Source organism: Streptomyces gilvosporeus, assembly GCF_002082195.1.
GTDB lineage: Bacteria > Actinomycetota > Actinomycetes > Streptomycetales > Streptomycetaceae > Streptomyces > Streptomyces gilvosporeus.
This window is the reverse complement of record NZ_CP020569.1, coordinates 2,904,018-2,928,237: the sequence shown is the minus strand read 5'-3', so window position 1 is coordinate 2,928,237 and position 24,220 is coordinate 2,904,018. Positions and strand designations below refer to the sequence as shown.

The following is a 24,220-nucleotide window of genomic DNA, read 5'->3' as shown; positions in this document are numbered from 1 at the left end:
GCCGTCTCGGACCACCGCCGGGCGCCGCCTGGTGCTACCCGTACAGCGCGGCCGACCGCCGGGCGGCCGTGACGAAGCGCTCGCGCAGCCCCGGGGGCGAGAGCACCTCGCCCTCCGGGCCGAGCGCCAGCAGCTGGGCGTAGGCGACCTCCTCGGACTCCACGGCCAGGGTGACGGTCAGCCATCCGTCCGCACCGGGGCCGCCCGCCGCCTCGGCCTCGGCTATCGCCTCCCGGGCCGCCGCGCGCCCGGTGACGTACGGCAGGCGGCGTACTCCGGATGCGGAGAGCCGGAGCACCACCTCCTCCCGCAGGATCGACCGGGCGAACTCCGCCGCCCGCTCGGCCCAGAACGCGGGGAGGTCGAACTCCTCGTCCCGTACGAACCGTTCGCCACCGGGCCCGTCGCCGCGCTCGGCCTGCTCGGCCCCGTTGGCCCCCACGGCCTCCACCGCAGCGAACCGGTCGACCCGATAGACCCGGAAACTCCCCTCCACCCTGGCCGCCACGTACCACACCCCCGCCTTGAGCACGAGCCCGTACGGCTCCAACTCCCGCTGTACTTCGGCGTCCTTGCGGCGGTAGCGCACCCGGATCCGGCGGTCGTCCCAGACCGCGTCGGCGACGGCGGGCAGCAGGGCGGGGGTCTCGGGCTCCTGGTACCAGGCCGGGGCGTCGAGGTGGAAGCGCTGGGCGGCGCCCGCGGCGGCGCCCCGCAGTTCGGGAAGCAGGGCGGCGGAGACCTTGAGGCGGGCGGCGGAGGCGGCGTCCGCGAGGCCCATCTCGCGCAGCGCAGAGGGCACTCCGGACAGGAAGAGCGCCTCCGCCTCGCTGCGGCCCAGGCCCGTCAGGCGGGTGCGGTACCCGCCTATCAGGCGGTAGCCGCCGGCCCGCCCGCGGTCGGCGTAGACGGGCACACCGGCCTCGGAGAGGGAGAGGACGTCCCGGGCGACCGTACGCTCGGAGACCTCCAGCTCGCGCGCCAGCTCGCCGGCCGTCATCGACGGCCGCGACTGGAGCAGTAACACCATCTTGATCAGCCGCGCTGCACGCATGTTCCCATCATGCCGGGTGCCACTGACAACGCCCGCGGTCGACGGCCGGCCTGTGGACGACTGCGCGGAACGCCGGGTCGACGCCGGGTTGCACGAACCGGCCCGGCCGAGTCAGGGCATGGCCGGCCGGGCCGGTGGAGTCCCGTGCGGAGGCTCCGGGCGCGGGAAGGTCGCCTCCGCACGGGAGTTGGGGGAGAGCCCGAAAGCTCTCAAGGGGCGGGCCGGGCGGCCCGGACAGGGCCGGGCCGCCCCGGACGCCGCGGGTCACAGCCCGTAGCGCTGCCGGGCCTCCTTGACCGTCTCCGGCTTGACCTCGCCCCGGCGGGCCAGGGCGGCCAGCGTCTGGACGACCACCGACTGCGGGTCCACGCCGAAGTGGCGGCGGGCCGCATCGCGGGTGTCGGAGAGGCCGAAGCCGTCGGTGCCGATGGACGTCCAGTCCTGCTCGACCCAGGGGGCGATCTGGTCCGGGACGGCCCGCATCCAGTCGCTCACCGCGACGACCGGGCCGGGGGCGCCGGCCAGGGCACGGGTGACGTACGGGATGCGGTCCTCGCCCTCCAGGCGGGCCGCGTCGCACTCCAGGGCGTCGCGGCGCAGCTCGCCCCAGGAGGTCGCGGACCATACGTCGGCGGCCACGTCCCAGTCCTCGGCGAGCAGCCGCTGTGCCTCCAGGGCCCAGTGGATCGCGGTGCCGGAGGCCAGCAGCTGGGTGCGCGGGGTCTCCGACGTCGCGTCGGCGGCCTCCTTGAAGCGGTAGAGGCCCTTGAGGATGCCCTCTTCGACGCCCTCGGGCATGGCCGGCTGCTGCTTGGGCTCGTTGTAGACGGTGAGGTAGTAGAAGACGTCCTCGGGGGTCTCGCCGTACATCCGGCGCAGACCGTCCTTGACGATCACCGCGATCTCGTACGCGAAGGCCGGGTCGTAGTTGAGCGACGCCGGGTTCGTGGACGCGATCAGGTGCGAGTGGCCGTCGGCGTGCTGGAGGCCCTCACCGGTCAGGGTCGTACGGCCCGCGGTGGCGCCGACGATGAAGCCCTTGCCGAGCTGGTCGGCGAGCTGCCACATCTGGTCGGCGGTGCGCTGCCAGCCGAACATCGAGTAGAAGATGTAGAAGGGGATCATCGGCTCGCCGTGGGTCGCGTACGACGTGGCGGCGGCGATGAAGTCGGCCATGGCGCCGGCCTCGGTGATCCCCTCGTTGAGGATCTGGCCGTCGGTGGCCTCCTTGTAGTACATCAGCTGGTCGCGGTCGACCGGCTCGTACGTCTGGCCCTTCGGCGAGTAGATGCCGGCCGAGGGGAACAGCGACTCCATACCGAAGGTGCGGGCCTCGTCCGGGACGATCGGCACCCAGCGGCGGCCGGTCTCCTTGTCCCGCATCAGGTCCTTGACCAGGCGGACGAAGGCCATGGTGGTGGCCATCTCCTGCTTGCCGGAGCCCTTGTACAGCGCCTTGAAGGCGCGCTCCTCGGGCTGCGGCAGCGCGGCCGAGGCGTGCAGCCGGCGGGCCGGGGCCGGACCGCCGAGCGCGGCGCGGCGTTCCTGGAGGTAGCGGACCTCGGGGGAGTCGGCTCCCGGGTGGCCGTACGGCACCAGGTCCTCGTCCAGCTTCGCGTCCGGGATGGGAAGGTCGAGCAGGTCGCGCATCGCGCGGAACTCCTTGCCCGAGAGCTTCTTCATCTGGTGGTTGGCGTTCTTGGACTCGAAGCCGGGGCCGAGGGTGTAGCCCTTGACGGTCTGGGCGAGGATCACGGTCGGCGCGCCCTTGAACCCGACGGCCGCCTTGTACGCCGCGTACACCTTGCGGGCCTCGTGGCCGCCGCGGGAGGTGTGGAAGCACTCGGCGATCTTCGCGTCGGTCAGGACCTTCGCCATCTCGACGAGGGCCGGCTCGGCGCCGAAGAAGTGCTCGCGGATGTAGGCCACGTCGCGGGTGGCGTACGTCTGGAACTGCGCGTCCGGCACCAGGCGCAGCCGGCGGACCAGCGCGCCCGTGGTGTCGAGCTGGAACAGCTCGTCCCAGGCCGAACCCCACAGCGATTTGACGACGTTCCAGCCGGCGGCGCGGAACTGCGCCTCCAGCTCCTGAACGATCTTGAAGTTGGCGCGCACCGGGCCGTCGAGGCGCTGGAGGTTGCAGTTGATGACGAAGGTCAGGTTGTCCAGACCCTCGCGGCCGGCCAGCGCGAGCGCGGCGGTCGACTCGGGCTCGTCCATCTCGCCGTCGCCCAGGAAGGCCCAGACGTGCGAGTTGGCGGTGTCCTTGATGCCGCGGCCCTGGAGGTAGCGGTTGAAACGGGCCTGGTAGATCGCCGACAGCGGGCCGAGGCCCATGGAGACGGTCGGGAACTCCCACAGCCACGGCAGCCGCCGCGGGTGCGGGTAGGAGGGCAGGCCCTTGCCGCCGGACTCCTGGCGGAAGTGGTCGAGGTGGTCCTCGGTGAGGCGGCCGTCGAGGAAGGCGCGGGCGTAGATGCCCGGGGAGGCGTGGCCCTGGATGTAGAGCTGGTCGCCGCTGCCGTCGCCCTCCTTGCCGCGGAAGAAGTGCTGGAAGCCGGTCTCGTACAGCCAGGCCGCGGACGCGAAGGTCGCGATGTGGCCGCCGACGCCGAACCGCGAGCCGCGCGTCACCATGGCGGCGGCGTTCCAGCGGTTCCAGGCGGTGATCCGGGCCTCCATCGCCTCGTCGCCGGGGAAGGCCGGCTCGGCGGAGGTCGGGATGGTGTTGACGTAGTCCGTCTCCAGGGGCGCGAGCCCGGGAGCACCGTTGTGCTCCAGCGCGCGGCGCATCAGATACGCGGCGCGGTGCGGGCCCGCGGCCTTGGTGACGGCGTCAAGGGATTCGCGCCACTCGGCGGTCTCCTCGGGGTCCCGGTCCGGGAGCTGGTCGAGCTGGCTGTACGGCAGGCGTGTGGCTTGCGCCATTACTCCGTAGACGGGGTCGGGCATGGGTGGCCCCTTTCCGGACGGTGGGTCGGGAGTGCGAGTGGGTGCTTGGCAGGCAGGGGTGTCGCGCCCCGACGGACGACGATACGCCCCTGATCGATGATCGATCAACGTTCGCGGAGGAATAACCGCAGGTCGGCACGGGGTGCCGCATTTTCGGGCACGCGGTGCCAGTGAAATCGGGGCTCCGGAGGCACGGAAAACGGGGCGCCGGAGTCACCCTCCGATACGCCCCGCAGTCCCTGTCTCACGCCCCGCGTCCGCGCCGTCTGCCGCGCGCGGCGCCCCGCGTCCGCTCCTCAGAGCCTCGGCGCGCAGCTCAGCACGTGTGCCTTCAGCAGTGGGCCGATCTTCGGGTCGCGCCGCCGGAAGGCGTCCACGATCTCCTGGTGCTCCTGGGCGTGCGAGCGCGGCTCCGGGCTGAACCAGCGGATCGACAGCGTCGTCCAGACCTCGATGCCCAGCGACTCCCAGGTGTGCCGCAGAACGGCGTTCCCGGCCGCCCGCACGATCTCCCGGTGGAAGGCCACCGTGTGCCGCACCTGGGCCTCCCCGTCCCCGGCCAGGTCCGCCTCCCGCAGCGCCGCCACCTCGCGCTCCAGGGCCGCCGTATCGTCCGCCAGACGGCCCGCGGCCAGCTCCGCGGCCACCTGCTCCAGCCCGGCGCGCACCGGGTAGCTCTCCTTGAGGTCGTCCGCGGTCAGATTGCGCACCCGTACGCCCTTGTTCGGCGCCGACTCGATCAGCTGGAGCGATTCCAGCTCGCGCAGCGCCTCCCGTACCGGCGTCTGGCTGACCTCCAGCTCCACGGCGATCCGGCGTTCCACGATCCGCTCGCCCGGCTGCCAGCGGCCGCTGACGATCCCCTCGAGGATGTGCTCGCGGATCTGTTCGCGCAGCGAATGGACGACGGGCGGGGTCATGACGTGCTCCTTCAGAGCGGGTGGTGACGAGGGGGCCATTATCCGGCAGCCGGGGCCGCGACCGGCAGACGGCAAGGGGCCGGCCCCGGCTCGAATACGAACCGGGGCCGGCCCCTGCACACCTGTGGCGTACCTACCGGCTGCCCAGCGGGCTCAGAGACCGATCTCGGTCTCGAACTCGGCGGCCTCCAGGATCTGCTTGACCGTGGTCAGGTAGCGGGCGGCGTCGGCGCCGTCCACCAGACGGTGGTCGTAGGAGAGCGCGAGGTAGGTCATGTCGCGCACCGCGATGGTCTCGCCGAGGTCCGGGTGGTTGATGACCACCGGGCGCTTGACGGTGGCACCGATGCCCAGGATGCCGACCTGGTTCGGCGGCACGATGACCGTGTCGAACAGCGCGCCGCGCGAGCCGGTGTTGGAGATGGTGAAGGTCGCGCCGGACAGCTCGTCCGGAGTGATCTTGTTGGCGCGGACCTTGCCCGCCAGCTCCGCCGTCTTACGGGCGATACCGGCGATGTTGAGGTCGCCCGCACCCTTGATGACCGGGGTCATCAGGCCCTTCTCCGCATCCACCGCGATACCGACGTTCTCGGTGTCGAAGTAGGTGATGGTGCCCTCGTCCTCGTTGATCCGGGCGTTGACGACCGGGTGGGCCTTCAGCGCCTGGACGGCGGCCTTGACGAAGAACGGCATCGGGGAGAGCTTGACGCCCTCACGCTGCGCGAAGGAGTCCTTGGCCTTGTTGCGCATCCGCATGATCGCGGTGATGTCCACCTCGACCACGGAGGTCAGCTGCGCCTGGCCGTGCAGGGCCTTCATCATGTTGTCGCCGATGACCTTGCGCATCCGCGGCATCTTGACGGTCTGACCGCGCAGCGGCGAGACCTCCAGGGCCGGAGCCTTGGAGACGGCCGCGGGAGCGGCGGCGGCCGGGGCGGCGGCCTTGGCGGCCTCCGCGGCGGCGACGACGTCCTGCTTGCGGATCCGGCCACCGACACCGGTGCCCTTGACCGTGGCGAGGTTCACACCGGTCTCCGCGGCGAGCTTGCGCACCAGCGGGGTGACGTACGCGGCCTCCTCACCCGCGGCCGGGGCCGGGGTGACGGGGGCCGGAGCGGCAACCGGAGCCGGTGCCGGCGCGGGGGCCGGAGCGGGCGCGGGGGCCGGGGCCGGAGCGGCGGCGACCGGAGCCGGGGCGGGCGCCGGGGCAGCGGGGGCCGGGGCCGGAGCGGCCGGGGCGGGAGCCGGAGCGGCCGGAGCCGGAGCGGCGGCCGGGGCCGCACCCTTGGCGCCGATCACGGCCAGCTTGGCGCCGACCTCGGCGGTCTCGTCCTCGCCGACGACGATCTCCAGCAGGACGCCGGAGGCCGGCGCGGGGATCTCGGTGTCGACCTTGTCGGTGGAGACCTCCAGCAGCGGCTCGTCGGCCGAGACCTCCTCGCCGATCTCCTTGAGCCAGCGGGTGACGGTGCCCTCGGTGACGCTCTCGCCGAGCGCGGGGAGGACGACGTCCGTGCCCTCGGCGCCGCCCGCGGGGGCGGCGGCGGGGGCGGGAGCCTCGGCCGCCGGAGCCGGGGTCGGCTCGGGCTGAGGCTGGGCAGCGGGGGCCTCGGCAGCGGCCGGGGCCGGGGCGGCAGCGGGCGCACCCGTGCCGTCGTCGATGAGGGCCAGCTCGGCGCCGACCTCCACCGTCTCGTCCTCGGCCACCTTGATGGAGGCCAGGATGCCGGCGGCGGGGGCCGGGATCTCGGTGTCGACCTTGTCGGTCGACACCTCGAGCAGCGGCTCGTCGGCCTCGACGCGCTCACCCTCGGCCTTCAGCCAGCGGGTGACGGTGCCCTCGGTGACGCTCTCGCCGAGCGCCGGAAGGGTTACGGAAACCGCCATGGTTTCGGTTGCTCCTTACGGATGGGGTCTCCCCTGCTCGAACGAAGTTGAGAGCCTGGGGAAGCGGATGTGGTCGTCGCGCCCGGGACTGAGGTCAGTCGTGGGAGTGGAGAGGCTTCCCGGCCAGGGCCAGGTGCGCCTCACCGAGGGCTTCATTCTGCGTCGGGTGCGCGTGGACGAGCTGCGCAACCTCGGCCGGCAGGGCCTCCCAGTTGTAGACCAGCTGGGCCTCGCCGACCTGCTCGCCCATACGGTCACCGACCATGTGGACGCCGACCACGGCACCGTCCTTGACCTGGACGAGCTTGATCTCGCCCGTGGTCTTGAGGATCTTGCTCTTGCCGTTGCCCGCGAGGTTGTACTTCAGAGCGACGACCTTGTCGGCGCCGTACAGCTCCTTGGCCTTGGCCTCGGTGATGCCCACCGAAGCGACCTCGGGGTGGCAGTACGTGACGCGCGGCACGCCGTCGTAGTCGATCGGGACGACCTTCTGGCCGGCCAGTCGCTCCGCCACCAGCATGCCCTCGGCGAAGCCGACGTGCGCGAGCTGGAGGGTGGGAACGAGGTCGCCGACCGCCGAGATCGTCGGCACGTTGGTCTGCATGTACTCGTCGACCAGGACGTAGCCGCGGTCCATCGCGACGCCCTGCTCCTCGTAACCGAGGCCCGCGGAGACCGGCCCGCGGCCGATCGCGACCAGCAGCACCTCGGCCTCGAAGGTCTTGCCGTCGGCGAGGGTGACCTTGACGCCGTCGGCGGTGTACTCGGCCTTGTCGAAGAAGGTGCCGAGGTTGAACTTGATGCCCCGCTTGCGGAAGGCCCGCTCCAGCAGCTTGGAGCTGTTCTCGTCCTCGACCGGGACGAGGTGCTTGAGGCCCTCGACGATGGTGACGTCGGCGCCGAAGGACTTCCACGCCGAGGCGAACTCGACGCCGATCACGCCGCCGCCCAGGATGATCGCGGACTGCGGGACGCGGTCCAGCGTCAGCGCGTGGTCCGAGGAGATGATGCGGTTGCCGTCGATCTCCAGACCGGGCAGCGACTTCGGCACGGAGCCGGTCGCCAGGAGGATGTGCCGGCCCTGGACCTGCTGGCCGTTGACCGCGACGGAGGTCGGGGAGGACAGTCGGCCCTCGCCCTCGATGTAGGTCACCTTGCGGGAGGCGACCAGACCCTGCAGGCCCTTGTACAGGCCCGAGATCACATCGTCCTTGTACTTGTGGACGCCCGCGATGTCGATGCCCTCGTACGAGGTCTTGACACCGAACTGAGCGGCCTCACGAGCCTGATCCGCGATCTCACCGGCGTGCAGCAGCGCCTTGGTGGGGATGCAGCCGTTGTGCAGGCAGGTGCCGCCGAGCTTGTTCTTCTCGATCAGGGCGACGTCCAGGCCCAGCTGCGCCCCGCGCAGGGCAGCGGCGTAACCACCGCTACCGCCTCCGAGGATCACTAGGTCGAAAACGGTGCTGGCGTCGTTCGCCACGTCACGTCCTCCATGCATGGGTACGCCGGAGCCGGTCTCCAATGACCGGACGGCGGCTGTGGTTCGGCCGCTTTGATGTCGGCCCTGGGTAAGGGGGGCCCTGTCCTGCCGAGAACCCATCTTCGCACTTGTTGAACACGGACGGGACGGGGGGAGGGGCCCGGGGCGGCCGGAGGGGCCGCCGGTGGGGGTTACCGGGGCGTACGGACGTGCGGATTTCGTTGAGGGCGAACGGCCCGCTTTTCCGTGCAGCGTACGCACAGTCGCGGCCCCGGGCTGTGAGCCCGGGGCCGTACCGGCAAACCGGACAAGCCGGAACCGGGCCGTCAGCCGAGGTCGCCCGCCGCGGTCCGCTCCGCCAGCCGCACCAGGGTGCGCACCGCCGAGCCCGTACCGCCCTTGGGGGTGTAGCCCCACGGCGCGCCCTCGTGGAAGGCCGGGCCCGCGATGTCCAGGTGGGCCCAGGGGATGCCCTCGCCGACGAACTCCTTGAGGAAGAGCCCGGCGACCAGACCGCCGCCCATCCGCTCGCCCATGTTGGCGATGTCGGCGACCGGCGAATCCATGCCCTTGCGCAGGTGGGACGGCATCGGCATCGGCCAGGACTCCTCGCCGACCTCCTCCGCGATCTCGTGGACCGAGGCGCGGAAGGCGTCGTCGTTCGCCATGATCCCGAAGTGGCGGTGGCCCAGCGCCAGCACCATCGCGCCGGTCAGCGTCGCCACGTCCACGATCGCGTCCGGCGACTCCTCCGAGGCCCGGGTCAGCGCATCGGCCAGCACGAGACGGCCCTCGGCGTCGGTGTTGAGCACCTCGACGGTCTTGCCGCTGTACATGGTCAGCACGTCACCGGGGCGGGTGGCCGCACCGGAGGGCATGTTCTCGGCGAGCGCCAGCCAGCCGGTGACATTGACCTCCAGGCCCAGCCGGGCGGCGGCCACGACCGCGGCGAAGACCGCGGCGGCACCGCTCATATCGCACTTCATGGTCTCGTTGTGACCGGCCGGCTTGAGCGAGATGCCGCCCGAGTCGTACGTGATGCCCTTGCCGACCAGCGCGAGGGTCTTCGCGGCCTTGGGGTGGGTGTGCGCGATCCGCACCAGCCGCGGCGGGGCCTCGGAGCCCTGGCCGACGCCCAGGAGGCCGCCGTAGCCGCCCTTCGCGAGCGCCTTCTCGTCCAGCACCTCGACCTTGAGGCCGAACTCCTTGGCGGCGGCCTGCGCCTCGGCCGCGAAGGACTTCGGGTCGAGGGCGTTGGAGGGGGTGTTGATCAGGTCGCGGGCGCGGTTGATCTCCGAAGCCAGCGTCTGGGCGCGCTCGGCGGCGGCCTTGTGCTCCTTGTCGCGCGGCTTGGCGCCCAGGATGGCGGCCTCGCCGAGCGGCGCCGACCCGGCGCCGTTCTTCTTCGCGTTCTTTCCGTTGCCGTTGCTGCGGAACGCGGTGAAGGTGTACGCGCCGAGCAGCGCGCCCTCGCTCACCGCGGCGGCCGCCTCGGCGTCCTCCAGCGGCAGCGCGAAGGCGGCCTTCTTGCTGCCGGTCAGCGCGCGGGCCGCGGTGCCCGCGCCGCGCCGCAGCGCCTCGTTGTCGTACGCGTCGCCCTTGGCCGGGGCGTCGCCCAGCCCGACCGCCAGCACGACCGGCGCCTTGATGCCGTCGGCCGAGGGCAGCTTGGTCACCTCGCCCTCGGCACCACTCGCGCCGAGGGTCTCCAGCACGGCGGCGAGCTTGCCGCCGAAGGCCTTGTCCACGGCCTCCGCACCGGGGGCCACCACGACGCCCTTGGCGCCCTTGGCCGCGCCGACGACGACGGCATCCGCACGCACCGTTGCGGCGGAAGAAGTACTGAGGGTCAGTGCAGTCACGGTGATGAGAGTCCTGTTCCGTCCGGGAATCCTTGTGCGCGCTGGGCGCTGCTGCGGCCGAGCCTACGCTCGGCGACGCCGCAAGGCGTTGCCGGTTGCCGCAACGGCCGGTAACGGTGCGTCGGGTGCCGCCCCGTCAGCCCAGTGCGAGCACCACCACGGCCGCCAGTCCCGCGCTCTCCGCGAGGGCGCCGAAGACATCGCCGGTCACGCCGCCGAAACGGCGTCGGCAGTGCCGCAGCAGGAGTTCGGCGGTGCCGAGCCCGAGCAGCGCGGCCAGCGCGGTGTGCAGGGCGCCGTACGGGCCGGACACCGCGGCGCCCGCCGCCGCGCTCAGGGCGGTGACCAGTGCGGCGCACAGCAGCGCCGCCCCGGCCGCGACGGTGCCCGCGACCGCCGCGCCCAGGCCCTCCGGGCGGGCCGCCGGTACGCCCGTACGGGAGGCCAGCGTCAGCGCACACCGGGCGGTGACCCCGGCGACGGCCGCCGCGAGGGCCCCCGACGCCCAGCCCTGTGCGTACAGTCCGGCCAGCGCCGCCACCTGGGCCAGCAGCGTGAACAGCAGCGTGAGGACCCCGAACGGCCCGATGTCGGACTGCTTCATGATGCGCAGCGCGTCCTCGGCGGGCTTGGCGCTGCCCAGGCCGTCGGCGGTGTCGGCCAGTCCGTCCAGATGCAGACCGCGGGTGAGCGCCGCGGGAACGGCGGCGGTGGCGACCGCGGCGAGCAGCGGGCCGCCGCCCAGCAGCAGCACCGCCCCGCCGAGCGCGGCCGCGGCGAGCCCCACGACCAGCCCGGCCAGCGGTGCGCAGAGCATCCCGCCGCGCGCCGTCGCCCGGTCCCAGCGGGTCAGGCGGACCGGGAGCGCGGTCAGTGTGCCGAACGCGAAGCGCAGGGCGTCGGCGGGGGAGGGCGGCGGGCCGGGGGAATCGGTCATGCCGAGACCTCGCTTCGCTCGGCCTCGCATTCGCGAGGCGCGCACCTCCCGATGGTTCTCTCGCTTCGCTCGCTCACCGCGGCAGGCTATCCCGGTGCTCCGGCCCCCTGGATGGCCCCCGTCCGCCCCCTGGGAAGGGCCGGTCCGCCACCGGAGTCCGTAGATTGCCCCTTATCCGTACATCGCCCCCGCGCGGCGGCCCTCACCCGGCACACGGGAGCGAAAGGTGGGCGTGCGATGGGCCACTGGTGGTACCGCAACATCGTGGAACCGGGGAAGCTCCCGCTGCTGCTCGCCCTCGCCTCGTTCGTCCTGACCTTTCTGGTCACCCGGGTCATCACCCGGCTCATCCGCGCAGGCCGGGGCCCGTTCCGCAACATCGCGTCCGGCGGGCTGCATGTCCACCACGTCGTCCCCGGTGTCGTCCTGCTGGTCGTCGGCGGCTTCATCGCCCTGGCGGTCGGCCGCGGGGGCTTCGGCGCGGGACTGGCGGCGGTGCTCTTCGGCATCGGAGTCGGTCTGGTCCTGGACGAGTTCGCGCTGATCCTCCACCTGGACGACGTGTACTGGAGCGAGGAGGGCACCAAGAGCGTCGAGATCGTCATCCTCACGGTCGCGTTGGTCGGACTGGTCCTCGCCGGGTTCCTGCCGTTCGGCGTCAACGAGCTCAGCCCCGCCGAGACCCAGGACCGCTTCCAGGTCGTACGGACCGTGGCGATCAACTTTCTCTTCGCGGTGATCTCCCTGGTCAAGGGCAAGGGCCGGCTCGCCGTCGTCGGGGTCTTCATCCCCTTCGTGGCGCTCTTCGGCGCCGTCCGGCTGGCCCGCCCCAACTCGCCCTGGGCCCGGCGCTTCTACCGCAACCGCCCCAAGGCCAGGGCCCGCGCCACCGTCCGCGCCTACCGGCACGACCGCCGCTGGTCGGCCCTGCGCCGCCGGGTCGAGCACGTCATCGGGGGTTTCCCCAGCCGCTGACCCGCCGGGCAGCGCGCGGTGCGCCCGGCCGCCACAACTCGCACACCACGCACACCGCGAGCACCGCCAGCACCGCCGCGATGTGCTCCTTGCCCGCCAGGTTGCTCTTGATGAACAGCACCTCGAAGACCATCGAGGCCACCACCAGCGAGCAGGTCAGCCAGGCCCGGTAGCGCCAGCTCACATAGATCGCCAGGCCCACCACGGCGGCCGACGGGCCGGTGTCGACGACGAACTTGTCCGCGTCCGGCAGCCCGATGGGCGACTCGGGGCCGATCCACAGGCCGAGCCGCGCGTACATGGTCCCGGCGAGCGTGGCCAGATAGGCCACCGCGAACATCTGCCGCCAGCCCACGCAGATCTCGGCCAGCCCGAAGACGATCAGGATCTGCACCAGCGCGCCCCACACCGGCAGGTCCGGCGCCGGCACGAACACCGACAGGGGAGTGCGCAGCAGCGCCAGCCAGATGTGCTCATAGGCCTGTACGGAGCCGATGTTCTGCACCGGCTGATAGCCCCACGGCTGGTTCTGTATGACCTGGAGGGCCAGCGTCAGGCACACCGCGGTGAGCGTCAGCGGGATCGCCCGCAGCTTCTTCGCCGCCAGCGCGGACCACCCCGTCCGCAGGAGCGGGCCCCACTCGGCACGCGCGGCGCGACGCAGGGCCGGCTCGGTCATCGACTGTTCTCCAGGTGCTGCTGACGGCGGCACCGCTGCGGCGGGCCCGGGGTGGGATCGACGCACTGCGCGACGGCGCTGTTGTCGACGAGCATGGCCCGCACTTCCCCGACAAGGCGGTATTTGCGGTATTTCGTCGGAGCGCGAGCGCGCCATGCCGTTGCCACCCCCGTGGGACAGATACCGAGCGGTGGGCGTGGTCGGCGCGGCACCGCGGCCCGCGACCGGCCGCGTGCCATCCCCGTAGACGTGGCGGCGCACCGCCGAGTTGAGCGGGCGCCACGTGATCTTCACCTCGTCCGGCGCCGGGTGCCGGGCCCCGGGGGCCGCGCGGACGGGTCCCGCGCGCCGCCCCGCGGTCAGTCGCGGACCGGAAGCTCCGCCGCCAGGGCCGCCGCCGCCTGCACCAGCGGCAGCGCCAGCAGCGCGCCCGTGCCCTCGCCCGCCGTGACGCCGTGGTCGAGCAGCGGGGTCAGCGCGATCCGGTCCAGCGCCTTGGCCTGCGCCGGCTCGCCGCTCGCCTGCCCGGCCAGCCACCAGTCCGGCGCCCGGAACGCCACCCGCTGCGCCACCAGCGCACAGGCCGCCGAGACCACCCCGTCCAGGATCACCGGCGTCCGGCGCACCGCGCTCTGGAGCAGAAAGCCGGTGATCGCGGTCAGATCCGCGCCGCCGACCGTCGCCAGCAGCTCCAGTTGGTCGCCGAGCACCGGCCGGGCCCGCCGCAGCGCATCGCGGATCGCCGCGCATTTGCGCATCCACGTCAGATCGTCGATACGCGCCCCGCCGCGCCCCGTGACCACCGAGGCGTCCGTCCCGCACAGCGCGGCGATCAGCGTGCTCGCGGCCGTCGTCCCGCCGACGCTCAGATCGCCCAGCACCACCAGATCCGTCCCGGCGTCCGCCTCCTCGTCCGCGACCGCCATCCCGGCCCGGAACGCCGCCTCGGCCTCCTCGGCGCTCAGCGCGTCCTCGACGTCGATCCGGCCCGAGCCGCGCCGCACCCGGTGCCGGGTGACGTCCTCCGGCAGCTCCTCGGGATCGCAGTCCACCGCCATGTCGACGATCCGCAGCGGCACCCCGGCGGTCCGCGCCAGCACCGCCGCCGGGCTCGCACCGTCCAGCACCGCCCGCACCAGGTCCCGGGTCCCGCCTTCCGGCCGCGCCGAAACCCCCAGCTCCGCCACCCCGTGGTCGCCCGCGAACACCACCGCCCGCGGCCGCTCGATACGCCGCACCGGCACCTGCCGTTGCGCCGCGGCCAGCCACCCGCCCAGTTCGTCCAGCCGCCCCAGCGCCTCCGGCGCCACGGCCAGCCGGGCCCGCCGTTCCTCGGCGTCACGGCGCGCGGCGCCGTCGGGGCGCTCGATCAGATGGGCGAAGTCATCGAGGTTCAGGCTGCTCATTGGGCGCAGATTACCGGCTGGTCGGCCCGCGTGCGCCGGGGTTGAGGGCAAAGCGGAGCTCGTACACCAGTGGTGTCCACGGCGTCCGGAAGCGGCCGCCGCGTCCCTGACGGGGAGCCACCTCGCGCACCGACGCGATCAGCGGGTGCGCGCCCGCCACCAGGGCGGCCGCCCGGCGGGAGGACGCGTCGAAGACCAGCGCACCGTCGCCGAAGCGCGCCGCGCAGGCCGCGAGCAGCGCCCGCCCGGCCGCCGGCGACAGCCGCCGCAGCACGCCGGGCGCCGTGACGACGACCCCGCTGCCGGGATCCGGTACGGCATCCAGCCAGCCGGGGCCGGCCGGGGCGCAGGCGACGGTACGGCGGCGCGGGCCGTCCGGGAGCAGCATCCGGCGCACCGCGGCGAGATCCGGGGACGCCACGGTCAGCCAGGTCAGCCGCCCGTTGTCCAGCCGCCAGAAGCCGGTGCCCAGCCCCTCGCCGAGCGCGACCACCGTGGCCTGCGGGCGCCGCGCCACATAGGACCGTACGGCCGCGTCGAACAGCCCCCGCGCGCCCGTCTCATGGCGGGCGCAGCGGCCGGGAAGGCGATACGGCGGCGCGTGCACGCCCCCAGAGGACCCGGTGCCGCGCGCGGGGGCAAGCGGACACGGGCCGGGCGGCGCACCGGTCAGCCGCGCGGCCGCCCCGCCGTCAGCCGCGCAGCGCAACCGCCTGCCCGGCCACCACCAGCACGACCTGTTCGCACTCCGCCCCGAACGCGGCGTTCAGCCGCCCCAGTTCGTCCCGGAAGCGACGGCCCGCCGCGGTCGCCGGGACGACGCCGGAGCCGACCTCGTTGCTCACCGCCACCACCGGACGCCGCGCCGCCCGCACCGCCGCGACCAGTGCGTCGGTCCGCTCCCGCAGCGCCCGCCGGCCGCTCGCCGCCCACTTCTCGTCGTCCCACGCCCCGACCTCGTCCATCACCCCCGTCAGCCACAGCGCCAGACAGTCGATGAGCAGCGGGGACAGCTCGCCCGGCTCCGCCGGGGCCGCGTGGTCCGGCCCGCCGGTCTCCAGCAGCGGCACCAGATCGCAGGTCTCGACGGTGCGCCAGGTCGCCGGGCGCCGCTCCCGGTGCAGCGAGATCCGCTCCGCCCACTCCGTATCGCCCTCCCGCGTCCCCCCGGTGGCCACGTACACCACGTCGGGGAAGGAGGCCAGCCGTCGCTCCGCCTCGGCCGACTTCCCGCTGCGCGCGCCGCCCAGCACCAGCGTCCGGCGCGGCAGATCGGGCACCGCGTGATACTCGCCGACCACCAGCGAGGCCCCGTCCGGCACGGTCCGCGCGCCCGCCGCCGCGAGCCTGCGGTGCAGCTCGGGCCCCGGCGGCGCACCGTGGTCGATATGGACGGCGACCACGTCCGTCGCCGCGTCCACCGCCCCGGTGGCCCGCAGCCGCGCCAGTCCGTCCGGCCGCTCCAGGACGTCCAGCAGCACCATGTCGTACGGGCCGCCCCCCTGGCCGTGGCCGTGGCCGTTGTCCAGTCCGGCCGGCGCGCCGCCCGGCGGCAGATACAGCAGCCGCTCGCCCTCGGTGCCGGTGATCTCGTACCCGGTACCGGGGATGTCCACGGCGATCGCCTTCACCCGGTGGCCGTCCAGCAGCGCCAGCTCCCGCCCGTCGGCGACCCGGCCCGGCGTCGGCAGCCCCGCCGGCACCTCCAGCGCGGGCCCGTCGTGCGGATGCGACAGCAGCACCTGGCGCACCCCGGCCAGCGACGTGCCCGCGCGGGCGGCCGCGAACGCCGGGCCCGGCGTCAGATCGATCAGCAGCGCGCCGTCGATGAGCAGCGCGGTCGCCGCCCGCGCCTCGTCGCCGACGGCGGCCGCACAGGCGGCACACGGGCAGTCGGGGCGCGGCAGGCCCGCGGGGGCGCCGGTGCCGAGGAGAGTGAGTTCCACCTGGCGATTTTCTCCCCTGGAGCGGCGCGCAGCGCGCGGGGGGACCGGAGACACGCCCGTTCCCGTGCGTCGGGATGGGCCGGGGCCGGAGCCGTTGGTGGTTTCGGCCAACGGCCCGGGCATGCTCCGGCCACGGCTATAGGCTGCGGATCAGCACAGACGCACGACGTGGCAAGACGTATTCGGTGGGAGCCAGGAGGCGGACATGGTGTGGACGTGGCAGTTCGAGAAGGCCGACGGCACGAGCGCGACGCCCGCGGTGGAACCGGAGGAGTTCACCACACAGGGGGATGCCGAGTCCTGGATCGGCGAGGAGTGGAAGGCGCTGCTGGACGGTGGCGTCGACCAGGTCCGGCTCTTCGAGGACGGCGGTGAGGTCTACCCGGCCCCGATGAGCCTGCACGGGGCCGAGGAGGGCTGAGCCCCGCGGCCGGGCGGTCGCCACGACCGCGGGCCGGGTCCGCATCGGACCCGGCCCGGTAGTCGAAGGAGCACGCCCGCGGCGCTAGGGCTTGCCCTGGGGCCGCTCGCCCCGCTTGACCTGCGGCTTGGGCAGCCGCAGCCGCCGCACCTGAAGGGTGCGCATGATCGCGTACGCCTTGACGCCCTTGAGGTTCTCCTTCGGGAAGCGCTCCGGCAGCAGCTTGCCCAGGCGGAACCAGATGACGGCCGAGTCCAGCACCATCAGCACGATGATCACGAACCAGAGCAGCAGCGCGAGGTCCTGGACGCCCCGCACCCGGATCATGGTGAGCACCAGGATCACCACGGCCATCGGCAGGAAGAACTCCGCGACGCACCAGCGCGAGTCGATGTAGTCACGGGCGAACCGGCGCACCGGTCCCTTGTCGCGCACCGGCAGATAGCGCTCATCGCCGCTCGCCATGGCCTCGCGCTGGCGGGCCAGGTCCGTGCGCCGGGCCTCGCGCTGGGCCCGTACCGCGTCCTTGCGGTTGGCGGGCGTCTGCGCACGGCTGCGGCGCTGCGACTGGGAATCGCTGCGCTTGGGCGTGGGGCGGCCCTTGGGGGCCTGCGGGTCGCGGGGCTGCTGGGGCTGGTCCGCGGTCACCTTGGCGGTCGCGGCCTGCTGATCCTTCGAACGGCTTCGGAACACAGTGCCAGGGTACGTGCTGGCCGGGATTGGGCCAGGGTCGGACGGGGAACGATCCGGCAACAGCGGCGGGAAGCCGCCCCGGGCCCACGCCGACCCCTCGGACCGGGCCGCAAGCGTCCGCCCTACTCCCTGGGCGGGAGAAGCCGGGCTCCTGATCGTCCTGGAGGAGGAGCGCATCGGGCTCCGGACAGTGCGGTAATGGAACCAGGGCCCGTAGTGTGGGGTCTGTAGATGTGCTGGAGCCTAAGCCCGATATCACTCGGTCAGAAGGGGGCGCGCGAGGCCCATGAGCGGCGATGGTGTCATGAAGCGGATGGGGATGATCTTCCGCGCGAAGGCCAACAAGGCCCTGGACCGGGCCGAGGACCCGCGCGAGACCCTCGACTACTCGTACCAGAAGCAGCTGGAGCTGCTCCAGAAGGTACGCCGCGGCGTCGCCGACGTGGCGACCTCCCGCAAACGACTGGAGTTGCAGCTCAACCAGCTCCAGGGCCAGTCCTCCAAGCTGGAGGACCAGGGCCGCAAGGCGCTCGCGCTCGGCCGGGAGGACCTCGCCCGCGAGGCGCTCTCCCGTCGCGCCGCGTTGCAGCAGCAGGTCACCGACCTGGAGACGCAGCATCAGACGCTGCAGGGCGAGGAGGAGAAGCTCACCCTCGCCGCCCAGCGCCTCCAGGCCAAGGTCGACGCCTTCCGTACGAAGAAGGAGACGATCAAGGCCACGTACACCGCCGCCCAGGCGCAGACCCGGATCGCCGAGTCGTTCTCCGGTATCTCGGAGGAGATGGGCGACGTCGGTCTGGCCATTCAGCGGGCGGAGGACAAGACGGCGCAGATGCAGGCCCGCGCCGGTGCCATCGACGAGCTGATGGCGTCCGGTGCGCTGGACGACCCGTCCGGCATGGCCAAGGACGACATCACCGCCGAGCTGGACCGGCTCTCCGGCGGCAGCGACGTCGAGCTGGAGCTCCAGCGGATGAAGGCCGAGTTGGCGGGCGGCTCGTCGGCCGGACAGCAGGCCATCGAGAGCGGCCAGGGCGGGCAGGCCCAGCCGGCCCCGCAGCAGGACCAGCCGCGTTTCGACAAGCAGTGACGGCCGGCGGCGGTTAGCCTCGCAGGGACCCCGGCACGGGGCCGCTGCGCGGGGACCGTCGCCACAGCCGCCGGACCGAGGGAGACCGTCGTGATCGTACGGATCATGGGGGAGGGCCAGGTGAAGCTGGATGACAGCCACTTCATCGAGCTCAACAAACTGGACGACGAACTGCTCGAAGAAATGGAGAGCGGCGACGAGGACGGTTTCCACCGCACCCTCGGCGCCCTGCTCGACGCCGTCCGGCGGCTGGGCACACCGCTGCCGGACGATTCCCTCGAACCGTCCGAACTGATCCTGCCGTCCGGCGACGCGACGCTGGACGAGGTACGCGAGATGCTCAGCGACGACGGCCTCATCCCCGGCTGACCGCGGCCGGCACCGGCTTCCACTCCAGCGCACAGCGGCACCCGCCCCGGCTCCCCCAGGAGACCGGGGCGCTACCGTTTTCTCTTGTGACCTCCCTCGACGCCGTACCCGCACCAGCAGCGGGCACCGTGCCGGACGTCGTGCCCGACGCGGTGCGTACGGGCCGTTTCCGCTGGCACCGGTCGCATCCGCTCGCCTTCGACGCCGCCTTGGCCGCAGTGGTCTTCGCGGCGACGCTGTGCGGTGCGGTGGTCGATCCGCACGCCGCGCACGGCCCCCGCTTCGGCGTCCGCGAGCTGTCCGCCACCACCGTCGTGCTGGCCGCACTGGCCTGCACCACGCTCATCGCCCGCCGCCGTTTTCCCCGCACGGTCCTGGCCGCCACCGGTGCGCTCACCGTCGTCGAGCTGATCGTCCGCTCCAGCGACCCGCGCGCCCCCGTCGCCTTCTCCGCCGTCGTGGCCCTGTTCACCGTCGCCTCCCGTACGGACCGGCCCACCACCTGGCGCGTCGGCGCGCTGACCGTCGTCGTGCTCACCGCCGCCTCGATGCTCTTCGGCGAACACCCCTGGTACGCCCAGCAGAACCTGGCGATCTTCGCCTGGACGGGGATGGCCGCTGCCGCGGGCGATGCCGTCCGCAGCCGCCGGGCCTATGTCGACGCCATCCGCGAGCGCGCCGAACGCGCCGAGCGCACCCGCGAGGAGGAGGCCCGCCGCCGCGTCGCCGAGGAGCGGATGCGCATCGCCCGCGAGCTGCACGATGTCGTCGCCCACCACATCGCGCTGGTCAACGTCCAGGCCGGGGTCGCCTCCCATGTCATGGACAACCGGCCCGACCAGGCCAAACAGGCCCTGGCCCATGTCCGCGAGGCGTCCCGCTCGGCGCTTACGGAACTGCGCGCCACGGTCGGCCTGCTGCGCCAGTCCGACGATCCGAAAGCCCCCACCGAACCGGCCCCGGGCCTGGGCGTCCTCGACCAGCTCGTCGACGGCTTCGTCCGCGCCGGACTCCCCGTCGACCTCCAGGCCCCGCCCGCGCCGCAGGCCCTGCCCGCTTCCGTCGACCTCACCGCCTACCGCGTGGTCCAGGAGGCGCTCACCAACGTCCGCAAGCACGCCGGCGACGGGGCCCGCGCCACCGTACGGATCATCCGCACCGAGGCCGCGCTGACGGTGACGGTCCAGGACGACGGCGGCCGGCTCGACGACGGCCCGCCGGCCGTCCCCGACGGCGGCGGCCACGGTCTGATCGGGATGCGCGAGCGGGTCTTCGCGCTGCGCGGCACGATCGCCACCGGCCCCCGTGCGCCGGGCGGCTTCCAGGTCCGGGTCACCCTCCCGCTGACCGCCGCGGGCACGGACGCCACGACCGCATACGAGACCACGCCGGGGGAGACGTCATGACCATCAAGGTGCTGCTCGCCGACGACCAGATGCTGCTGCGCAGCGCCTTTCGGATCCTGGTCGACTCCGAGCCCGACATGGAGGTGGTGGGGGAGGCGTCCGACGGCGCCCAGGCGTACGAGCTGACGCGCACGACCGGCGCCGACGTCGTCCTGATGGACATCCGGATGCCCGGGACGGACGGGCTGGCCGCCACCCGCATGATCAGCCAGGACCCGGAACTCACCCACGTCAAGGTGGTCATCCTGACGACCTTCGAGGTCGACGACTATGTGGTGCAGTCGCTGCGGGCCGGGGCCAGCGGCTTTCTGGGCAAGGGCGCCGAGCCGGACGACATGCTGGGGGCGATCCGCATCGCGGCCGCCGGGGAGGCGCTGCTCTCGCCCGTCGCGACCAAGGGGCTGATCGTCAAGTTCCTTGCCCAGGGCGGCAGTTCGGACGACGAGGACACCCCGGTCGGCCGGGGCGCGGAGCGGCTGGCGACGCTGACCGGACGCGAGCGCGAGGTGCTGGTCCTGGTGGCCGGCGGGCTGTCCAACGACGAGATCGCCGAGCGGCTGGAGGTCAGCCCGCTGACCGTGAAAACGCATGTCAACCGGGCGATGGCCAAGCTCGGCGCCCGCGACCGCGCCCAGCTGGTGGTCATCGCCTACGAGTCGGGACTCGTACGCCCACGGGTGCAGTGAGCCTCGTACGCCCACGGGTGCAGTGAGGGTGGAGACCGCCTACTCCGAACGCGGTAGGGCCGGGCCCCCGAAACCGACCTGCGAGCGAGGAAAACCGGCCAGGGCATGGCGGAAGGTTTATGTGGGCCCGAGGTGGCCCCGCTGACCCTCCGCACTTTTCTGTACAGAAGAGAGACCGCACCCATGTCCTGGCTGTCCCGACTCAGCCTCGTACAACGGGGCCTGATAGCGCTGATGTCGATCGTCGCGATCGCCTTCGGCGCGATCGCGATCCCGCAGCTCAAACAGCAGCTCCTGCCCTCCATCGACCTGCCGATGGTGTCCGTGATGGCGCCGTACCAGGGCGCCTCGCCCGATGTCGTCGAGAAGCAGGTGATCGAGCCCCTCGAAGACGGCATCCAGACGGTCGACGGCATCAAGAGCGTCACCTCGACGTCGAGCGAGGGCTCGGGCGTCGTCATGGCGCAGTTCGACTACGGCAACGACACCAAGACCCTGGTCGCCGACGTCCAGCAGGCGGTCAACCGCGCCCGCGCGAAGCTGCCCAAGGACGTCGACCCGCAGGTGATCGCGGGCGGTACGGACGACATGCCCGCCGTCGTGCTGGCCGTCTCCTCCACCACCAAGGACCAGCAGACCCTCGCCGACCAGCTCAACCGCAGCGTCGTCCCGGGCCTGAAGGACATCGACGGCGTCGGCCAGGTCACCGTCGGCGGTGTCACGGACCGGATCGTCGCCGTCACCCCGGATGACAAGAAGCTCGCCGCCGCCGGGCTCAGCGCCTCCGCGCTCGGCCAGGCGCTGGACGCCGGCGGCGCCTCGGTGCCGGCCGGCTCCTTCTCGGAGGACGGCAAGAGCCGCACCGTCCAGGTCGGTACGGGCTACACCTCCGTGCAGCAGATCCGGGACCTGCGGGTCACCCCGGGTGCCGCCCCCGGCGGGGGCCAGGGCGGAGGTCAGGGCGCCGCGCCCGGCGGTCACGCCGCCGAGCCGGTGCGCCTGGGCGATGTGGCCACGGTCAAGGAGACCTCTGCCACCCCGACCTCGATCACCCGCACCAACGGCAGGCCCAGCCTCGCCCTGACCCTGACGATGGACCAGGACGGCAGCGCGGTCGCCATCTCCGACGCGGTCAAGGACAAGCTGCCCTCGATCCGGCAGAACCTGGGCAAGGGCGCCGAGGTCACCGTCGTCTCCGACCAGGGCCCGGCGGTCTCCAAGTCGATCGATTCGCTGACCACCGAGGGCCTGCTCGGCCTGGTCATGGCCGTGGTCGTGATCCTGCTCTTCCTCCTCAGCCTGCGCTCGACGCTGGTCACCGCGGTCTCCATCCCGCTGTCCGTCGTCATCACGCTGATCGTGCTGTGGACGGGCGACCTCTCCCTGAACATGCTCACCCTCGGCGCGCTGACCATCGCGATCGGCCGCGTCGTCGACGACTCGATCGTCGTCCTGGAGAACATCAAACGGCACCTGGGCTACGGCGAGGAGCGCCGCGAGGCCATCCTCACGGCCGTCAAGGAGGTCTCCGGCGCGATCACCTCCTCCACCCTGACCACCGTCGCGGTCTTCCTGCCCATCGGCGTGGTCGGCGGGATGGTCGGCGCCCTCTTCGGATCGTTCTCGATCACGGTGACGGTGGCGCTGCTCTCGTCCCTGATCGTCTCGCTGACGGTCGTCCCCGTGCTGTCGTACTGGTTCCTGCGCGCCCCCAAGATCCCGGAAGGCACCACCGCGGACGAACTCCGCCGCCGGGCCGAGGAGAAGGAGACCCGCAGCCCGCTCCAGCGCCTCTACGTCCCCGTCCTGCGCTTCGCCACCCGCCGCCGGGTGACCAGCCTGCTCATCGCCGTCGCCCTCCTCATCGGCACCTTCGGCATGGGCCCGCTGCTGAAGACCAACTTCTTCGACCAGAGCGACCAGGACACCCTGACCGTCAAGCAGGAGCTCGCACCCGGTACGAGCCTGTCCGCCTCCGACGCCCAGGCCAAGAAGGTCGAAAAGCTCCTCGCGGACACCGACGGCGTCGCCGACTACCAGGTCACCGTCGGCTCCTCCGGCTTCATGGCGGCCTTCGGCGGCGGCAGCGGCGCCAACCAGGCCACCTACCAGGTCAAGCTCAAGAGCTCCGACGACTCCGCGAAGGTCACCGACGCCCTGCGCTCCGGGCTCGACAAGCTCGGGAAGTCCGTCGGCGACACCACCGTCACCGCGGGCGGCGGCGGCTTCGGCAACCAGAACCTGAGCGTGGTCGTCAAGGCCGGCGACGCCGACGTCCTGAAGAAGGCCAGCGAGCAGGTCCGTAAGGCGGTCGCCTCGCTCCACGACGTCACCGACGTCCAGAGCGACCTTGCGCAGAGCGTGCCGCGGATCTCCGTCACGCCCAACGCCAAGGCGGCGGCGGCCGGTTACAACCAGGCCACCCTCGGCGGCGTGGTCGCCCAGGCGGTCCGCGGCACCACCAGCCAGAGCAAGGCCATCCTGGACGACACCGAGCGCGATGTCGTGATCAAGTCGGCCCACCCGGCCACCACCGAGGCGCAGCTGAAGAACCTGGCCGTGCCGACCCCGTCCGGCATGGTCAAGCTCTCCACCCTCGCCACCGTCAAGACGGCCCCCGGCCCGGTCCAGATGACCCGGATCGACGGCGCCCGCTCGGCGACCATCACCGCCAAGCCGACCGGTGACAACACCGGCGCGGTCAGCGCCAAGCTCCAGAGCAAAATCGACGCCCTGAAGCTCCCGGACGGCGCCACCGCGAAGATCGGCGGTGTCTCGCAGGACCAGTCCGACGCCTTCGGCTCCCTCGGCCTGGCCATGCTGGCCGCGATAGCCATCGTCTTCATGCTGCTGGTGGGCACCTTCCGCTCCATCGTGCAGCCGCTGATCCTGCTGATCTCCATACCCTTCGCGGCCACCGGCGCGATCGGCATGCTGGTCGCCACCGGCACCCCGCTGGGCGTCCCGGCGATGATCGGCATGCTGATGCTGATCGGCATCGTGGTCACCAACGCCATCGTGCTGATCGACCTGATCAACCAGTACCGCGCCCAGGGCTACGGGGTCGTGGAGGCCGTCATCGAGGGCGGCCGCCACCGACTGCGTCCCATCCTGATGACGGCCCTGGCCACGATCATGGCGCTGGTCCCGATGGCCCTGTCCCTCACCGGCAACAGCGGTTTCATCTCCCAGCCGCTCGCGGTGGTCGTCATCGGCGGCCTGATCAGCTCCACCCTGCTGACCCTCCTCCTCGTCCCGACGCTCTACGCGATCATCGAACTCCGCAAGGAGCGCCGGGCGAAGAAGAAGGCCGCCAAGCGCGCCGGGAAGTCCGGCGCCCCGGCGGATCGGCCCGAGGAGCGGACACCGGAGCCGGCCGGGGTCTGATCCCACCGGTCCGGGTCCGATCCCACCCGGCGACACCACTCCAGGAAGCCCCCGCGCGTCTCCACGG

Annotated in this window: 19 protein-coding genes; 7 read left to right on the top strand and 12 right to left on the bottom strand. The window is 72.6% G+C overall.

All coding sequences use genetic code 11. The annotated features are described in order from the left end of the window. Positions 1–34: 34 nt before the first annotated feature. The 7 genes from B1H19_RS12840 to B1H19_RS12810 form a co-directional block, all read right to left on the bottom strand. Positions 35–1,054 (bottom strand): helix-turn-helix transcriptional regulator, encoded by a 1,020-nt coding sequence (locus B1H19_RS12840; RefSeq protein ID WP_083104867.1) that lies wholly within the window; start codon positions 1,052–1,054, stop codon positions 35–37. Between the two features lie 264 nt (positions 1,055–1,318). Further along, positions 1,319–4,006 (bottom strand): pyruvate dehydrogenase (acetyl-transferring), homodimeric type, encoded by a 2,688-nt coding sequence (gene aceE / locus B1H19_RS12835; protein WP_083104866.1) that lies wholly within the window; start codon positions 4,004–4,006, stop codon positions 1,319–1,321. A 296-nt stretch (positions 4,007–4,302) separates the two neighbouring features. Then, entirely contained in the window at positions 4,303–4,926 is a 624-nt protein-coding gene (locus B1H19_RS12830) for a GntR family transcriptional regulator (protein ID WP_083104864.1), read from the bottom strand. Between the two features lie 153 nt (positions 4,927–5,079). Next, entirely contained in the window at positions 5,080–6,813 is a 1,734-nt protein-coding gene (gene sucB / locus B1H19_RS12825; RefSeq protein WP_083104863.1) for a 2-oxoglutarate dehydrogenase, E2 component, dihydrolipoamide succinyltransferase, read from the bottom strand. Positions 6,814–6,907: 94 nt separating this feature from the next. Next, a complete protein-coding gene (gene lpdA / locus B1H19_RS12820; RefSeq protein WP_083104862.1) occupies positions 6,908–8,296 on the bottom strand; it encodes a dihydrolipoyl dehydrogenase in 1,389 nt (462 codons plus the stop codon). Between the two features lie 326 nt (positions 8,297–8,622). Further along, positions 8,623–10,158 (bottom strand): leucyl aminopeptidase, encoded by a 1,536-nt coding sequence (locus B1H19_RS12815; protein WP_083104861.1) that lies wholly within the window; start codon positions 10,156–10,158, stop codon positions 8,623–8,625. 136 nt (positions 10,159–10,294) lie between these two features. Beyond that, positions 10,295–11,095, bottom strand: a complete 801-nt coding sequence (locus tag B1H19_RS12810) for an adenosylcobinamide-GDP ribazoletransferase (RefSeq protein ID WP_083104860.1) — start codon at positions 11,093–11,095, stop codon at positions 10,295–10,297. A gap of 237 nt (positions 11,096–11,332) precedes the next feature. Between B1H19_RS12810 and B1H19_RS12805 the strand changes: the two genes are divergently transcribed. Then, positions 11,333–12,070: a hypothetical protein gene (locus tag B1H19_RS12805; protein ID WP_083104859.1), complete on the top strand. Its 738-nt coding sequence runs from the start codon at positions 11,333–11,335 to the stop codon at positions 12,068–12,070. Here B1H19_RS12805 and B1H19_RS38625 read toward each other — a convergent pair. The 4 genes from B1H19_RS38625 to B1H19_RS12785 all read right to left on the bottom strand — a co-directional run bounded on the left by B1H19_RS38625 (position 12,045) and on the right by B1H19_RS12785 (position 16,101). Then, positions 12,045–12,749, bottom strand: a complete 705-nt coding sequence (locus B1H19_RS38625) for a hypothetical protein (protein WP_159028042.1) — start codon at positions 12,747–12,749, stop codon at positions 12,045–12,047. The genes B1H19_RS12805 and B1H19_RS38625 overlap by 26 nt on opposite strands. Before the next feature lie 359 nt (positions 12,750–13,108). Next, entirely contained in the window at positions 13,109–14,155 is a 1,047-nt protein-coding gene (gene cobT / locus B1H19_RS12795) for a nicotinate-nucleotide--dimethylbenzimidazole phosphoribosyltransferase (protein WP_083104857.1), read from the bottom strand. A 10-nt stretch (positions 14,156–14,165) separates the two neighbouring features. Then, positions 14,166–14,762 carry a hypothetical protein gene (locus B1H19_RS12790; protein WP_083104855.1) on the bottom strand — a complete coding sequence of 199 codons (597 nt, stop codon included), beginning with the start codon at positions 14,760–14,762 and terminating at the stop codon, positions 14,166–14,168. Between the two features lie 85 nt (positions 14,763–14,847). Continuing rightward, positions 14,848–16,101 carry a bifunctional adenosylcobinamide kinase/adenosylcobinamide-phosphate guanylyltransferase gene (locus tag B1H19_RS12785; RefSeq protein ID WP_083104853.1) on the bottom strand — a complete coding sequence of 418 codons (1,254 nt, stop codon included), beginning with the start codon at positions 16,099–16,101 and terminating at the stop codon, positions 14,848–14,850. A 205-nt stretch (positions 16,102–16,306) separates the two neighbouring features. On the opposite strand from B1H19_RS12785, the gene B1H19_RS12780 reads away from it, so the two are divergent. Further along, a complete protein-coding gene (locus B1H19_RS12780; RefSeq protein ID WP_083104851.1) occupies positions 16,307–16,522 on the top strand; it encodes a hypothetical protein in 216 nt (71 codons plus the stop codon). An 84-nt stretch (positions 16,523–16,606) separates the two neighbouring features. On the opposite strand, the gene B1H19_RS12775 is transcribed toward B1H19_RS12780, so the two are convergent. Continuing rightward, positions 16,607–17,215, bottom strand: a complete 609-nt coding sequence (locus B1H19_RS12775; RefSeq protein WP_083104849.1) for a DUF3043 domain-containing protein — start codon at positions 17,213–17,215, stop codon at positions 16,607–16,609. Between the two features lie 304 nt (positions 17,216–17,519). Here B1H19_RS12775 and B1H19_RS12770 point away from each other — a divergent pair, with 304 nt between their 5' ends. From B1H19_RS12770 to B1H19_RS12750, 5 genes are all read left to right on the top strand, one after another. After that, entirely contained in the window at positions 17,520–18,305 is a 786-nt protein-coding gene (locus B1H19_RS12770; protein ID WP_083104847.1) for a PspA/IM30 family protein, read from the top strand. Between the two features lie 90 nt (positions 18,306–18,395). Then, complete coding sequence (gene pspAA / locus B1H19_RS12765; protein ID WP_083104845.1) at positions 18,396–18,674, top strand: PspA-associated protein PspAA; 279 nt, start codon at positions 18,396–18,398, stop codon at positions 18,672–18,674. A gap of 86 nt (positions 18,675–18,760) precedes the next feature. Next, complete coding sequence (locus B1H19_RS12760; protein ID WP_083104842.1) at positions 18,761–20,080, top strand: sensor histidine kinase; 1,320 nt, start codon at positions 18,761–18,763, stop codon at positions 20,078–20,080. Continuing rightward, positions 20,077–20,766 (top strand): response regulator, encoded by a 690-nt coding sequence (locus B1H19_RS12755; RefSeq protein WP_083104839.1) that lies wholly within the window; start codon positions 20,077–20,079, stop codon positions 20,764–20,766. The genes B1H19_RS12760 and B1H19_RS12755 overlap by 4 nt, the downstream gene beginning before the upstream one ends. A 183-nt stretch (positions 20,767–20,949) precedes the next feature. Beyond that, on the top strand, positions 20,950–24,153 hold the full coding sequence (locus B1H19_RS12750; protein ID WP_083104837.1) for an efflux RND transporter permease subunit: 3,204 nt from the start codon (positions 20,950–20,952) through the stop codon (positions 24,151–24,153). Positions 24,154–24,220: the final 67 nt, after the last annotated feature.

What these genes read in the sequence shown, in the direction of transcription:
- B1H19_RS12840 (WP_083104867.1), bottom strand. Translation starts at nt 1,054, where the DNA reads ATGCGTGCAGCGCGGCTGATCAAGATGGTGTTACTGCTCCAGTCGCGG.
- aceE (WP_083104866.1), bottom strand. Translation starts at nt 4,006, where the DNA reads ATGCCCGACCCCGTCTACGGAGTAATGGCGCAAGCCACACGCCTGCCG.
- B1H19_RS12830 (WP_083104864.1), bottom strand. Translation starts at nt 4,926, where the DNA reads ATGACCCCGCCCGTCGTCCATTCGCTGCGCGAACAGATCCGCGAGCAC.
- sucB (WP_083104863.1), bottom strand. Translation starts at nt 6,813, where the DNA reads ATGGCGGTTTCCGTAACCCTTCCGGCGCTCGGCGAGAGCGTCACCGAG.
- B1H19_RS12810 (WP_083104860.1), bottom strand. Translation starts at nt 11,095, where the DNA reads ATGACCGATTCCCCCGGCCCGCCGCCCTCCCCCGCCGACGCCCTGCGC.
- B1H19_RS12805 (WP_083104859.1), top strand. Translation starts at nt 11,333, where the DNA reads ATGGGCCACTGGTGGTACCGCAACATCGTGGAACCGGGGAAGCTCCCG.
- B1H19_RS38625 (WP_159028042.1), bottom strand. Translation starts at nt 12,749, where the DNA reads ATGACCGAGCCGGCCCTGCGTCGCGCCGCGCGTGCCGAGTGGGGCCCG.
- cobT (WP_083104857.1), bottom strand. Translation starts at nt 14,155, where the DNA reads ATGAGCAGCCTGAACCTCGATGACTTCGCCCATCTGATCGAGCGCCCC.
- B1H19_RS12780 (WP_083104851.1), top strand. Translation starts at nt 16,307, where the DNA reads ATGGTGTGGACGTGGCAGTTCGAGAAGGCCGACGGCACGAGCGCGACG.
- B1H19_RS12770 (WP_083104847.1), top strand. Translation starts at nt 17,520, where the DNA reads ATGAAGCGGATGGGGATGATCTTCCGCGCGAAGGCCAACAAGGCCCTG.
- B1H19_RS12755 (WP_083104839.1), top strand. Translation starts at nt 20,077, where the DNA reads ATGACCATCAAGGTGCTGCTCGCCGACGACCAGATGCTGCTGCGCAGC.
- B1H19_RS12750 (WP_083104837.1), top strand. Translation starts at nt 20,950, where the DNA reads ATGTCCTGGCTGTCCCGACTCAGCCTCGTACAACGGGGCCTGATAGCG.